Raw genomic sequence first — 13,135 nt, forward strand, 5'->3', positions numbered from 1 at the left:
TAGACAAGCGTAAAAGCGAAATCACATAACGACATAAACATTTCGTTATGCGTCATTGACAAAAGAGCGGACTGCTGTGATTGTCTGCGTGTCGTGGTTCTCGCGTGCGGCGCTGCCGCAGCGGAGCTAAGAGGGAAGCCGGTGCAATGCCGGCGCTGCCCCCGCAACTGTTAGCGGCGAGCCAACCCCACTCATGTCACTGAGGCGAATACCCTCAGGAAGACGGGTAGAGGCTATGACCCCGCGAGCCAGGAGACCTGCCACGGCGAATTACGTCCACGGGCGGGGTGTCTCGGTGGCCGCTGCAAGCCGGCGTTCGTGCCGGCCTGCTAGCGCCTTCCTTGTCATCGGCGCCCCAACCATCGGGGTATGACATGACTGACTCTCAGGAAATTCCTGTAGCAACGCTCGGCGTGCCGCGCTTCGGTCGTCGGCGAGAACTGAAATTCGCGCTTGAAAGCTACTGGTCCGGAACATCGTCCGCTGGCGACCTTCTCACGACGTCGAAGGCGCTCCGTGCCGCTAGCTGGGAAGAGCAGCGCGATCGCGGCGTGTCGAAAATCCCGTCGAACGACTTCTCGCTTTACGACCATGTGCTCGACACCGCAGCCATGGTCGGGGCCGTTCCATCCCGTTACGGCTGGAATAGCGGCGAGGTCCCACTTGACATCTACTTCGCAATGGCGCGCGGCAACCAGGGTCAGACGGAGGATTGTGGACACGCTGGTCACCAGGAGGAGGCTCATGGACCTGGTGTAACCGCGATGGAAATGACCAAGTGGTTTGACACCAACTACCACTACATTGTGCCGGAACTCGATGATGGTCAGACGTTCGCCCTCTCGTCATCGAAGCCGGTCGATTACTTCCTCGAGGCTAAAGCTCTCGGCATTCACACACGCCCAGTCATCCTTGGACCCATCACCTTCCTCAAGCTGGCGAAATCGCCTGCCGAGGGGTTCGGTCCCATCGCGCTCCTACCGCGGCTGCTGCCCGTTTACGAGCAAGTCCTGCAGAAGCTGAAGCTGTCGGGAGCCGACTGGGTGCAGATCGATGAGCCAGCGCTTGTCCTCGATCTGAACCCGAACGAACGAGCTGCGTTCGAATTCGCCTATGGCCAGCTGTCGAAAGCCGCGCCCGAGCTGAAGATCATGCTGGCTACGTATTTCGGGTCGCTGGGAGACAATCTCGAAACCGCGGTTTCTCTGCCCCTGGCCGGGCTGCATATTGATCTCGTGCGCGCTCCCGAGCAGCTGGAAACGGTGGGTCGGCTCGCTCCGAAGGATCTGGTGCTCTCGCTTGGCTTGATCGATGGCCGAAACGTCTGGCGTGCGAACCTGCCCGCCATTCTCGACCGCATCAAACCGATCGTCGCCGGGTGGCCCTTGGACCGCGTCGAGATCGCGCCTTCTTGCTCGATGCTGCATGTGCCGATTGATCTGCGCATGGAGACGGAACTCGACGCCGACATCAGGTCGTGGCTCGCCTTCGCGGCCCAGAAGACCGACGAGCTGGTCTTGCTGGCCCGGGCCCTGTCCCAAGGCAGGGATGCGGTGGCAGGCGCGTTGAAAGCGTCTGCCGAGGCTGCCGCCACGCGCGTGACATCCACGAGGATCCATGACCCGCTTGTTCAGGGGCGGATCGCTAGCATTGAGGACAGCGCGAAGCGACGAGAGAGCGCTTTTGGCGAGCGCTCCAGAGTCCAAGCCGGCTCACTCGGGCTGCCGCCGTTCCCGACGACGACCATCGGGTCCTTCCCGCAGACGCCGCAGGTACGCAAGGCGCGGGCCGCTCATGCGAAGGGCCAGCTGAGCTATGTCGACTATGAGACGTTCCTGAAGAAGGAGATCGAGGCTGCAATTCGCTGGCAGGAAGAGATCGGGCTGGACGTGCTGGTGCACGGTGAGTTCGAGCGAAACGACATGGTACAGCATTTCGGCGAGCAGTTGTCCGGCTTCGCGCTCACCCAGCATGCGTGGGTACAAAGCTATGGGTCGCGCTACGTGCGTCCCCCCATCATTTTCGGCGACGTATCGAGGCGCAATCCGATGACAGTGCGCTGGTGGCAATTCGCCCAGTCGCTTACGGAAAAGCCCGCGAAGGGAATGCTCACAGGCCCAGTCACCATTCTCAACTGGTCTTTTGTTCGCGACGACGTACCCCGCTCCGAAGCCTGCCGCCAGATCGCGCTCGCCATCCGCGACGAAGTGATGGATCTCGAAAGATCCGGCGCAAGGATGGTCCAGATCGATGAGGCCGCGTTTCGCGAAGGATTGCCACTGCGCCAATCTGACTGGAAAGTCTATCTCGACTGGGCTGTCGAATGTTTCCGGATCGCTTCAACGGGTGTAAAGGACGCGACTCAAATTCATACCCACATGTGCTATTCGGAGTTCAACGAGATCATTCACGCGATTGCTGGAATGGATGCGGATGTCATTTCGATTGAGACGTCGCGCTCGAAGATGGAACTGTTGGACGCCTTCACGAGCTCCAAATATCCGAACGAAATCGGTCCCGGCGTCTATGATATTCACTCACCACGCGTCCCGGAAGTCGGCGAGATTTCGGACTTAGTCATGCTTGCCCGCGAGCGACTGTCCGACGGCCAACTGTGGATAAACCCGGACTGTGGCCTCAAAACGCGCAAATGGGAGGAGGTCCGCCCTGCCCTCATGAACATGGTCGCTGCAGCACGCGCGCTCCGGCAGAAAGTGCAGGCGTAAGGCTTCTCTTCCTCACCGTGTGGGGAGTTGCCGGTGGCGGATGTCGGCCGGGAATATGCCAAACCGATCACACTCTTGAAAATAAGCCACACGGCGAAAATGTGCGATTTTCCTTCGGCACGTGTCCTCATCCTGCAGAAATATAAATGTGACACCACGCTATAGTATTGGTCCTTGGGAACATACAGGCCCGCGCCTCGAACAAATCGTACACACGTCGTTTCTCAAAGTAGACTGCTTGGCATGTCCGCTCAGGCGGCGACAATATATGATGCTGCGCGTCTGTCCGCTTCCCCAGTTGATTTGCGCAGACAACGGGCGAGGTTGCAGGTTTCGGGTATTGCTAGCGTGGCCCGCCAATTCGGAGATGGACGTGGCAATTCGTGTGGCCCAAGTAAAAGCCGCAATCATTTTCGATTGCGACGTCCGCAGCCAGTTGGCCCTTATTTTCCTGAGATCTGCGTTACAGGCCGGGGCGTTGTCGCCGTTTCGGAGGGTAAGATGGGATAGGTGACCTCGGGTGCCTCTCCGGTCAGCGAGTTGAGGAAGGCAACAAGCAGATCAACTTCTTCGTCCGCCAGTACTACGCCAAGCTGGGTGGTCCCCATAATAGCGACGGCCTGTTTCAGATCCCAAACCTTGCCCGAATGAAAGTATGGCGCGGTGAGTGCAACGTTGCGCAGCGGCGCCACGCGGAAAACATAGTAGTCATCGGCTGCATTGGTGACCGCAAATCGGCCCTTGTCTTTGTCCGGCAGGACCTCGGCGCTGGGCTGTTCCACGAGGCCGAATGGGAAATAGGCTTGCCCACCAACGTTGATGCCGGCATGGCAGGACGAGCAGCCTTTGTCCATGAAAAGCGCCAGGCCCTGTTTCTGTTCGGAAGTCATGGCAAGCTCATCACCATTCAGGAAGCTGTCGAACGGGGCCGGTGTGACCAGTGTCGCCTCGAAGGCTTCGATCGCCTTGGCGAAGTTGTCGAAGGTGACCCGATCGGCTTCAGCCGGAAAAGCTGCATCGAACCACTCGACATATTGCGGCATGGACTTGAGCGTGGCGATGACTTGGTCCGGTGTATTGGCCATTTCGATGCCGGCTTGGACCGGTCCCTTCGCCTGAGCCTTCAGGTCTGCGGCACGACCATCCCAGAACTGAGCGATGTTGAAGACAGCGTTCAGTACAGTCGGCGCGTTGCGCTGTCCCTTCTGCCAACCATGGCCGATCGAGGTTTCGTGATTGTCGTCGCCGCCGGTGGCCAGGTTGTGGCACGAGTTGCACGACAAGACGCCTGACGCCGAGACGCGTGGATCGAAGAACAGTGCCTTGCCGAGAGCGATCTTTTCCGGGGTGACCGGGTTGTTGGCGACTGTCGGCGTGGTGGATGGCAAAGCCCTGAAGGTGGCCAATGCCGTATCTCTGAGGTCGGTGGGGATCGAATCCGCAGCAAAGGCGGTGGGTGCCAGCAAGGTGACAGCCATCGTTCTGAATAGGATTTTCATAAATGGTCTTCCTGCGTCGTGCACGCAGCCACTATGCGATCTGCGGCTCATGAACGCCCTGAGCTAGATCAGTTGAGGGAGAGGATCGGGGTCTGGCACCTGTTTTCGCGGCTGAGCTGGGACCCTCTTGGAAGTGATCGCTCTTCTCGATTGGACTTCAGGGAGGAGGAGTATCCCTGCTCGGCAACCGTTTGTATGCATCAAAGCACGCCCTGAGGGCGGCTTCGTAGATTCGGTCACTGCGATCTTCCCGCCATCGTTGAGAAAGTCGATAGCATCCGCAAGAATGGCAATCTCTTGCAAGATGTGCGCTGCACGCCTTGCGAAAAGGTGACCTTCTGAAACCTCAGGGTTCATTCGTTCCTCCTGACCGGCTGATTGCGTGAATCGACGTTGTCGACACCCGCCGGCTGCACATTGTGATGTCACCAGCGATGGCGGTTTCAATACCTAAGCAGCGACGGTCTATGCGACAGTATGGACGTCCTATCGGAATAGCCGGTCCGCCTTGTCGATCGTCACACCGGCATATAGCTCCGCTTCTACGAACATCCCATCACGCGAGGAAAGACATGGCCAATACGCGCAGTATCGCCAATCTAGCCCTTGTGCCGGCGCGGCGCTTGAGCAGGTCCACCGGCTGTAACTGCCTCACACCTCGATCCACAGATCCTAGGCGATGACCACCTTGTCGTCATCATTTGACGGACGCGGGGCATTGGCCCATAAGCGAGCCACCGCAAACTGTGCGGTTGCCAATGCGTAATGATGTGAATTGGAATGATCTTCGGTTTGCGAAACACGCACGTCCGACGCAGCTTGCGTTGACAGAGGCGGTTTTACGCGCAATAGCACTTCCGCCGGCCTATTTTTGTGGAGTTCAATTGTGGTTCGGCCAAGGGAGCTGGGCGCCGGACCGGCCCCGTGTAAACCTCATCAAAGAGAGAGAGACCCTGCATGGAAGAATTCTTACCGCGCATCGCCACTGGTGCCGGCATCGGCCCGGCTCTCGCAGAGAAGGGCGTTGGGTTAATGCTGGGTTTCCTGCAAAGCCACGCGGCCGACGGTCCCGTTGCGCGCATGATCGATGCCATTCCGGGAGCTTCGGAATTAGTAGCGAAGTATCATGGCGACGACCCAGAGGGTGGCGGCCTTATGGGGCTTGGCCAGCAATTGATGAGTGAGGGTCTCAGCATGGCAAAGATCGCCGGCCTCGCCAACGAGACGATCGCCTGCGCCAAGGAACATGCCGGCGACGAACTCGTGGACGAGGTCCTCAATTCCGTTCCTGGCCTTCCCCAGTTCGTCTGATCAGCGGCAGCCGGGGGCGCATGACCTCGTGCGCCCGTGCCGGCCCGTCTGCGCAGCAGGCATTCTCCGCCGAGCGTTCCGTACCGATCTCGCCAGACCACCGACCGCCGGGCACGCGAAGCGAGCGTTGGAGTACTTCATTCGTCTATTCCAAAATCGACCTCAGGCGAATCGATGTGTATAATTTCCGGCGGTAAGGGTTTATCCTGAACGCTTTCGATGAAGCTCGCGAGATAAGCAAACGTATTGTATTTCTCGAGGACCAACCGCTTCGCCTCTCTTATTGCGCCGCGACGTTCCTTCCAGAGGTCCGAGTCGATGATTTCTTGAATTTTTGGGATTACGTTCTTGTCCTCTGGGTCAATCAGAACCATAGAGTCCGAAGGGAAGAACCTCGTGATTGCAGGGCTGCCGTAATAGATCGGCATTGTTTCAGCAACGAAGCAGTCCATAAGCTTCTCTGTAAAATAGTAATCAGCACGAGTATTCTCGAACGCTATACTGTAACGGTAAGGTGCGAGTGCGTTCCATTTATCTCCAATCAGCCGAAAACCTCGGCCGAACAGGTCAAAATCGAGCTCCTTTCTCAGCCGTTCCAGAAACGCCAGCCGATATCGATGTCCTTTAAGCAGGGCGATGTCACTGGTAATCCATGAGAGCCGAAGCGGCTTATCCACGACTTCGCTGACCAGAAGTTGGTCATATGTCTTGTTTACAGACCAAGACCGAGTGATAGGTGGAGACAAAACGAATCGGCGCGCTGCATTCTGCCGAGCAGCCAGCTCTGCGTCACACGTCAGGACGATAGTATTTTTCCCCTGCCCTTCATGAAACGCGCGATGAGCTTTCGTCGGCGGTTCGCCGATTGCAAAAATTGTCCTGTTTGGGCTCGCCTCGATATCAACAGGGAGCCCGAAAAGAGAAGCAGAGTTAAAGACGATATGCCAATCGGGCACGAAGGATGTCGTGCGAACAAAAGCGACATTGTTCCAGATTCCACTGCCCTTTGGAGTGAGATGGTGGATTGCATCATCCAAAACGCCCCAAGAATCTAGACATGTAGCTACAATGGGCGCCGGGCGTTCCGTCAACAATTTGGCCGACAAAGAAGTTTCACTCCCTTCACTCGTGAAGGTACTCAATCGCCATTCCGGATTGCGGTAACATTGGGCAGCATAAACCTTCCGGGACCCGCTGTCGAGGCAATTGTCGCTTTGCACTTGACCAGGTTCTTCCTCGCTTTGTGTGGTGATCAGGCCGGCTGAGTGGCAGCATGCGTGCCCTAATGAGTTCGCAGCCCGCTCTGCCCAATGGTACGTTTAATCGTCTTCAGGCGGTTGATCAGCCCTTCCGCCTGGCCGTTGCTCCACGGTAGTCCAATGGCATCGCGAAGGGCATCAGCGTCACGGCGTAGGACCCGACCGAAACGCGTGATGGCGACGGACCCGGAGTTGACGCCACGTCGATCGAAGTGTCGAGCTCGCCCAATTCACAGGCCCCGCAAAATGCCGCGGAAGCGCATGGCAAGCCTGCGCATAGTGACAAACTCATGTGATCCCTGCTTCAGGACGTCGACCTTTGTGGCCTGGTTGATCATCAGCACATCCCGAGGCTTCGTGCAGAGGGCCGGGGCGACTACCGGCGAGATCACACGGCCGGTCGCGGGATTCGTATGGGACAGCGTCGCTGGCTGGTTGACGCGTATGATTGAAGCAGGCGACGCACTGTCCTTGCCCGGCCTCTCGGCGCGGCGCCAACTTGCGAGAAGCCGCTCCAGATTCGAGAAGCTGCCCGTGTCGCCGCGCTGTTAAACGTGGAACAGGTGTCGTCCGCAGCGATTGCCATCTCTCGAGGACCGGCAAAGAAACGCCTCGAAATACATTGATGTCCTTGGTTACCAGCGGCGGTTCCCAGCCCCTTGGAAGAGCGGCTCACCGGGCGATGAACTTACATTTGGCCATTGCCAACGAACGTCCATCGTCCCTGACGCCCACCAGCAAGCGATCACGATCCCTCGATTCACAGTCCAAAGAAGTAATACCGAGACAAAAATACCGCGCTTAGGCCCGAGACTACTAGCAAATTCGACGCAAAGTTACAGCCGGGACGCGTCACGCACCTCGGCAGCGTCGCCAACAACGAGTGGCTCAGCGTCACGACGGGAAATATGGCGCATCAATGTCGCTTCTGGACGAGCATTGGCAATAACGCTGTCGAGACATTGTTGCTTTCAGCGGCAACCGGCCCTATGAAGCGACGCTTCGCTGACTATGTTTCACCGCCTGGAGAGTTTCATGACAGAAGAAGCCGGAAAAAACGTCGACACCCTCATTGAGCTTGCCGCCGATGTCGTGTCGGCCTATGTCTCCAACAATCCGATCCCGGTGGGGGATCTCCCTGCCCTCATCGGCCAAGTGCATGCGGCTCTGAGAGCGACGGCCGGAGGTGTCTCTGCGCAAGAGCCGGTTGCCCTTACGCCTGCAGTCCCGATCAGGAAATCGGTGACACCGGACTACATCATCTCCCTTGAGGACGGGAAGAAATTCAAATCACTAAAGCGCCATCTGTCGACCCACTATGGGCTGACGCCGGATGGATATCGGGCCAAATGGGGCCTGCCCGCGGATTATCCCATGGTCGCGCCGAACTACGCCGCGGCGCGCTCGTCATTGGCCAAGACGATGGGGCTCGGCCGCAAACCGAAGGCGCCGGAAGCGCCGGAGCCTGCGCCGACGAAGCGAACCCGCAAGAAGGTCGCGGCTTGATTTCGGCAATCGAGATTCGTTCTGGAGCGTTGCAGCCATCGGCTTAATCTGCGCGTCATATAAAAAGGCGGGGACAACCCCGCCTTCCTTTCAAACAACCTTGTTTCATGAGGAATTCGCGACGCCTGCAGCAATCTGCTGCCCTCAGTTTTTGCTCGGTCCCATCGAGCGGCCGTGAGGACTTATGTGCTTACTCTTGCCAGGACGCAGGAGAAAATTTCAACCAGCTTTGCTGAGGCTGCCAGCGGAGGACTTGCCCGTGCGGCGATCCTGCTCGATCTCATAGTTGATCTTCTGGCCGTCAGCGAGGGCCGAGAGGCCCGCGCGTTCGACAGCGGAAATGTGGACGAAAACATCCGGACCGCCATTGTCGGGCTGGATAAATCCAAACCCCTTGGTGCTGTTGAACCACTTTACCGTTCCAGTCGGCATATACTTGTTCCTTCTTTTACAATGCAACGTGGGCAGGCCATTAGGCCTGTCCGAGTCATAGCCGAGAGTTGGGCGCAGCAAAAAGCGAAAAATTGTTAAGCCCCGATCAGCTGGCGCACTCCATTGTGGGCGTAGCCGCCAGCAAGCACTGTCCTACACTACCGCTCGAGCGTGGCCGGAAGCGCCCAATTTCTTCCAACGCTCCTCAGCGCCACGTCGATGGCTCGTGTTTGGAGGCACGGGACGTAAGGCCGACCGCTGCTCGTGCCGCAGGTCAAAGGCCGGGTAGTTCACGGAACTGCCTTCGAGCATAACGGCTTGGCAAGCGCATGAAGGAGTTTCGATTTGGATTGTTTCAAGAGGGTCGAGGGGTTGATCGATGCGACCAGCGTGGAAGCGATCGATAGCGCGCGCGTTTTGCTGGACCAGTTCAAGGGCAAGTCAGAAACAATCGCCCAAGCGATTGACGACTTCCTGCTTGATTTCATGACCTTGCTGTTTGTGGTAGAAGCCACCCGCGAGCAGTTCCACAATCCGGCGAGGCGGTTAGCGCGCATCAGATTGAGCAAGGTCAGGCTGTTACTCACGCGATGCTCTTGACCTAAGCGACCACTCCGCCAGGCATGCATTTGCAGCCGAGCGCACCAGGCGGTATTTTACGCACATGAAATCAATCGCGACTGCTAATTCTCCTGTTTGGTGCCCAGGGACAACGGCAAGCGCGCACAGCTTCGGTGCTGCTGTCCTGCAGCGACAAATGTTGCCTGCATGCCCCCACGGCGAGCGCTGGAGCGACAACATCTCAATTCTGTCCGTCAGTGCAGCGGCCTTCGAAGCGCATCGTGTACCCCTCCCCGGCAGCGCGCCTCATCGTCTTCCGAAGGAAGACGATACTCTCAGCCATGCTCGCGTCGCCTTCAGCCCTGTTCGATGGCCCATAATGTCGGATGCGCAACATGTCAGACCCGACTTGTCTTCATGCCTCGAATGGCTTTCTGATCTGGCACGGTGCATGCATGGTCGTCCGCAGACGTCGCGGACCAAGGAAAATGCGTCCAATGACCACCTCGCCAAGAACACCGCCGCAGGTCTCCTGGGTCCATCCGAAGATGAGGCTCGAGTGAGGCCTGGCCGCATGTTGGTCTGGCTCGGCGCTGCCCGCCGATCCTCCCCACGGGGAGGCGAAGACGCAACGCGTTCATCAAAATGAGGAACAAATCACTTTGCCTCGAACCTTGCCTTTCCAACCGGAGCCATCGATCGCTCCCCCTGGCTGCGCACGGCGTTCACTGCCACCGCCCTGGCCCTGGTGACGACCGCTCCGGCTCTGGCCGCCACCGACGGCGGCAAGATCGCGGATTTCCTGCTCGACTATGGCATGGAAGGATCGACATCCGCGATTACCGCGCGCCAGTCGTCACTCACATGGTACAAGGTCAGCAGCGCCGACGAGCCACCCGGCAAATCCGGACTTGCCCATTTCCTTGAGCGTCTGATCTTCAAGGCGACCACCAACCGCGCCGGCAGCGAGTTCGACCGAGCCGTCTCAGGCAGCGGCGGCTACAATAACGCCCCCAACGCTATGACTAGCTTTGGGCGACATGATTGGCTTCGAGGCCGATCGCATGTTCAACCTCATCCTCAACGACGATATCAAGACCGAGCGAAACGTGATTCTGGAGGAGCGCCGTTGGCGCAGAGAGACGAACCCGCAGGTCTGCTGGACGAGGAGGTCAACGCGACGTTGCGGCCGATCAGCCCTACCGCATTCCGGTCAACGGCTGGATGCAGGAGATGGACAAGCTGAACGGCACCGACGCATTCACGATCTACAACAAATGCTGCCGACCCGAACAACGCCGTGCTGGTGGTGGCCGGCGACGCAGAGCCTGAGACGGTGAAGGCGCTGGCCGCGAAGACCTATGGCAAGGTTGCGCGCGGGCCGGTCCTGCCCCCGCGCACCTGACCGGCCGAGCCCGACTAGTAGAACCGCGAGGCATCTTCTAGCGATTTCAGGGTATTCTCCTTTCCACTTGGGTACCGTGGTCTGCTAGCTGTCTGGCCGAGGCCCTATAAGGAACTTGGCATCCGGAATAGACACCGCACTTGCCATATACCCCTGCTGCGTTTGAGGAGGAATCCGGTATTGCCCCTGTGCCTGCCGATGACCCGTCACCTGAGATCCCCTGACCTGTTTCGATCCATTGATCGCCTGCCGACACTTGGCACGCGGATTAGCGAGCGGACATTCGAGGTTCTCAACCCGTCGACCGGCGAAGTGCTGGCAGAACTACCCGACATGGGTGTCGAAGAGACATGCGCTGCGATCGACAAGGCCTATGTCGCGCAGCCTGGATGGGCAGGGTTTACCGCCCGTGAGCGCAGCGACGTTCTATGGCGATGGTATCAGTTGATCATCGACCACGCCGACGATCTCGCTGCAATTCTCACCGCGGAGATGGGCAAGCCGCTTGCAGAGGCCAAATCGGAGCTATCGCATGCTGCGGCGTATCTGCAATGGTACGCCGAGGAGGCAAATCGCGTCTATGGCGAGACGATCTCCGCACCATCGATGGACCGCCGAATGTTGGTGATCAAGCAGCCCATCGGGGTCGTCGGCACGATAACGCCATGGAATTTCCCAGCCTCGATGGTGGCGCGCAAAATCTCGCCAGCCTTGGCAGCGGGCTGCACGATCGTCCTCAAGCCCGCTGAACAGACGCCGCTCGTGGCTGGAGCAATGTTCGCCCTCGCCCATCAGGCAGGCTTCCCCGAAGGCGTCGTCAACCTGATCTATGCGTCCGAAGGTGACGCGGTCGGCCGCGAACTTTGCACAAATCCCAAGGTCCGCAAGATCAGCTTCACCGGGTCTACGGAGATCGGGCGCCTACTCATGCGCCAGTGCTCGGACCAGATCAAAAAAGTCAGCCTAGAGCTCGGCGGCAATGCACCTTTCATCGTGTTCGATGATGCGGATGTCGATGCCGCAGTTGACGGTGCGATCCAGGCGAAGTACCGCAATGCCGGCCAGACCTGCGTTTCAGCGAACCGCCTTTACGTCCAGTCGGGCGTTCACGACGAGTTCGTCGAGAAATTCGTGGAACGGGCTCGCCAACTTCAAGTTGGTGACGGTTTCGCGCCCGGAGTGGACATCGGACCCCTCATCGACAAGCAGGCTTTGGCCAAGATTGAATCCCATATTGCCGATGCCGTAACTAAAGGCGGCGCAATTCGATGCGGGGGCAAACGCCTCGGCACGAATGGCACGTTTTTCCAACCAACGGTCCTGACCGGTGTCACCAGCGAGATGACCGTCGCGCGAGAAGAGACATTCGGGCCGCTCGCACCGATTATTCGCTTCAAAGATGCGGATCAGGTCGTGCGTGATGCCAATGAAACGATCTACGGCCTCGCGGCCTATTTTTATGCCTCGAACCTGAAGCGTGCCTGGCGTGTCGCCGAGGCCTTGGAATATGGAATGGTCGGGGTAAATACCGGCCGGATGTCTTCGGAAGCGGCGCCGTTCGGTGGGATAAAACAGTCCGGCATCGGTCGTGAGGGATCCCGCCATGGCCTCGAGGACTACCTCGAAATGAAATACCTCTGCATGGGCGGCATCTGAAGCATCGGCTTGCAGGGTTCACAGACGGGTTACCTAGCGAGCGATCTCCAAACATGTGAATTGTAGAATCGCTCCTCGATTGGAACTGAGGGGCGGTCCGCACCCGAGCAAACACGCAACCCTGATGAGCCCCCTAAAATAGCTGGATGTATCTCTCGACGAGACAAGCGTCTGCATTTTCGGCGAAGACGGCGCGCATGCGACGGAGGATACGCTTGCGATTTGGCGGCCCTCGCCGACTATCCTCAGGCGACGGGCTGTCGTTGCGCGGTCTGGTTGGAAGCTTGTGCACCCAAGCCATCGTCAACGCTGATTGAGCAATATCCGGCTTCAGGGGCAGAATTTGGACCTGCTACATTCCGATATCAGTAGCTCAGCTGTTCTTCGGCTGACTGCCGCGCCGGTACACGCTCGGACAGAATCGAAGGAACCATCACATTCGCATCCACATTGGTGATCGGCGCACGGTCCAGGGCGCGCCAGGTTGACCAAGCGGGTCGAACCGAATGACAGCCTTGACCGGCTGGAGGACGGAAATCCCGATGCCGAAGAGGTTGGTTCGGCACGAACAGCAAGGGCTGGGAAGCGATCGGCCGAGCGGTCCTTGAAGGGGCGGGCCAGGGTTGTTTGACGACGCGTTGGTTCAGGTCAGCTAATCTAGTCTCTGCCATTCAGAGCGGCTTCCCTCACCAGTGACAGCGAGTCAAGATATTTGGCATCGTCGGCTTTGATTGCCGCGCAGATCTGGTCGAGATGGGGACAGCTCACTGGTGCACCTTT

Annotated in this window: 9 protein-coding genes, 1 pseudogene and 1 riboswitch; of the genes and pseudogenes, 6 read left to right on the plus strand and 4 right to left on the minus strand. The window is 58.4% G+C overall.

Going from position 1 to position 13,135, the window contains the following annotated elements:
- Window positions 1-77 precede the first annotated feature (77 nt).
- Window positions 78-279, plus strand: a riboswitch (cobalamin riboswitch).
- A 95-nt stretch (window positions 280-374) separates the two neighbouring features.
- Window positions 375-2,726 (plus strand): 5-methyltetrahydropteroyltriglutamate--homocysteine S-methyltransferase, encoded by a 2,352-nt coding sequence (gene metE, locus NKI99_RS22685; RefSeq protein WP_352612039.1) that lies wholly within the window; start codon window positions 375-377, stop codon window positions 2,724-2,726.
- 443 nt (window positions 2,727-3,169) lie between these two features.
- Here metE and NKI99_RS22690 read toward each other — a convergent pair whose 3' ends face one another.
- The gene (locus tag NKI99_RS22690; protein WP_352612041.1) at window positions 3,170-4,225 is read right to left on the minus strand and encodes a cytochrome-c peroxidase; all 1,056 of its coding nucleotides are present in this window, start codon (window positions 4,223-4,225) and stop codon (window positions 3,170-3,172) included.
- A gap of 957 nt (window positions 4,226-5,182) precedes the next feature.
- Between NKI99_RS22690 and NKI99_RS22695 the strand changes: the two genes are divergently transcribed.
- Window positions 5,183-5,536 carry a hypothetical protein gene (locus NKI99_RS22695; RefSeq protein ID WP_352612042.1) on the plus strand — a complete coding sequence of 118 codons (354 nt, stop codon included), beginning with the start codon at window positions 5,183-5,185 and terminating at the stop codon, window positions 5,534-5,536.
- 137 nt (window positions 5,537-5,673) lie between these two features.
- Here NKI99_RS22695 and NKI99_RS22700 read toward each other — a convergent pair whose 3' ends face one another.
- Both NKI99_RS22700 and NKI99_RS22705 read right to left on the minus strand, forming a co-directional pair.
- Window positions 5,674-6,678, minus strand: a complete 1,005-nt coding sequence (locus tag NKI99_RS22700; protein ID WP_352612044.1) for a glycosyltransferase family 10 domain-containing protein — start codon at window positions 6,676-6,678, stop codon at window positions 5,674-5,676.
- A gap of 124 nt (window positions 6,679-6,802) precedes the next feature.
- Window positions 6,803-7,430 (minus strand): annotated as a pseudogene (locus NKI99_RS22705) (transposase); the annotation flags it as partial.
- A gap of 400 nt (window positions 7,431-7,830) precedes the next feature.
- Between NKI99_RS22705 and NKI99_RS22710 the strand changes: the two are divergent.
- The gene (locus NKI99_RS22710; protein WP_023685635.1) at window positions 7,831-8,301 is read left to right on the plus strand and encodes a Ros/MucR family transcriptional regulator; all 471 of its coding nucleotides are present in this window, start codon (window positions 7,831-7,833) and stop codon (window positions 8,299-8,301) included.
- 219 nt (window positions 8,302-8,520) lie between these two features.
- Here NKI99_RS22710 and NKI99_RS22715 read toward each other — a convergent pair whose 3' ends face one another.
- A complete protein-coding gene (locus tag NKI99_RS22715) occupies window positions 8,521-8,733 on the minus strand; it encodes a cold-shock protein (RefSeq protein WP_352612046.1) in 213 nt (70 codons plus the stop codon).
- Window positions 8,734-9,078: 345 nt separating this feature from the next.
- Between NKI99_RS22715 and NKI99_RS22720 the strand changes: the two genes are divergently transcribed.
- The 3 genes from NKI99_RS22720 to NKI99_RS22730 all read left to right on the plus strand — a co-directional run bounded on the left by NKI99_RS22720 (window position 9,079) and on the right by NKI99_RS22730 (window position 12,355).
- The gene (locus NKI99_RS22720; protein ID WP_023671853.1) at window positions 9,079-9,333 is read left to right on the plus strand and encodes a hypothetical protein; all 255 of its coding nucleotides are present in this window, start codon (window positions 9,079-9,081) and stop codon (window positions 9,331-9,333) included.
- A gap of 778 nt (window positions 9,334-10,111) precedes the next feature.
- The gene (locus NKI99_RS33890) at window positions 10,112-10,540 is read left to right on the plus strand and encodes an insulinase family protein (RefSeq protein WP_502905556.1); all 429 of its coding nucleotides are present in this window, start codon (window positions 10,112-10,114) and stop codon (window positions 10,538-10,540) included.
- A gap of 357 nt (window positions 10,541-10,897) precedes the next feature.
- On the plus strand, window positions 10,898-12,355 hold the full coding sequence (locus NKI99_RS22730) for an NAD-dependent succinate-semialdehyde dehydrogenase (RefSeq protein WP_352612086.1): 1,458 nt from the start codon (window positions 10,898-10,900) through the stop codon (window positions 12,353-12,355).
- Window positions 12,356-13,135: the final 780 nt, after the last annotated feature.

The organism is Mesorhizobium sp. M0239 (genome assembly GCF_040321815.1).
In the GTDB taxonomy this organism is placed as follows: Bacteria; Pseudomonadota; Alphaproteobacteria; order Rhizobiales; family Rhizobiaceae; genus Mesorhizobium.

What these genes read in the sequence shown, in the direction of transcription:
- metE (WP_352612039.1), top strand. Translation starts at nt 375, where the DNA reads ATGACTGACTCTCAGGAAATTCCTGTAGCAACGCTCGGCGTGCCGCGC.
- NKI99_RS22690 (WP_352612041.1), bottom strand. Translation starts at nt 4,225, where the DNA reads ATGAAAATCCTATTCAGAACGATGGCTGTCACCTTGCTGGCACCCACC.
- NKI99_RS22695 (WP_352612042.1), top strand. Translation starts at nt 5,183, where the DNA reads ATGGAAGAATTCTTACCGCGCATCGCCACTGGTGCCGGCATCGGCCCG.
- NKI99_RS22710 (WP_023685635.1), top strand. Translation starts at nt 7,831, where the DNA reads ATGACAGAAGAAGCCGGAAAAAACGTCGACACCCTCATTGAGCTTGCC.
- NKI99_RS22715 (WP_352612046.1), bottom strand. Translation starts at nt 8,733, where the DNA reads ATGCCGACTGGAACGGTAAAGTGGTTCAACAGCACCAAGGGGTTTGGA.
- NKI99_RS33890 (WP_502905556.1), top strand. Translation starts at nt 10,112, where the DNA reads ATGGAAGGATCGACATCCGCGATTACCGCGCGCCAGTCGTCACTCACA.
- NKI99_RS22730 (WP_352612086.1), top strand. Translation starts at nt 10,898, where the DNA reads ATGACCCGTCACCTGAGATCCCCTGACCTGTTTCGATCCATTGATCGC.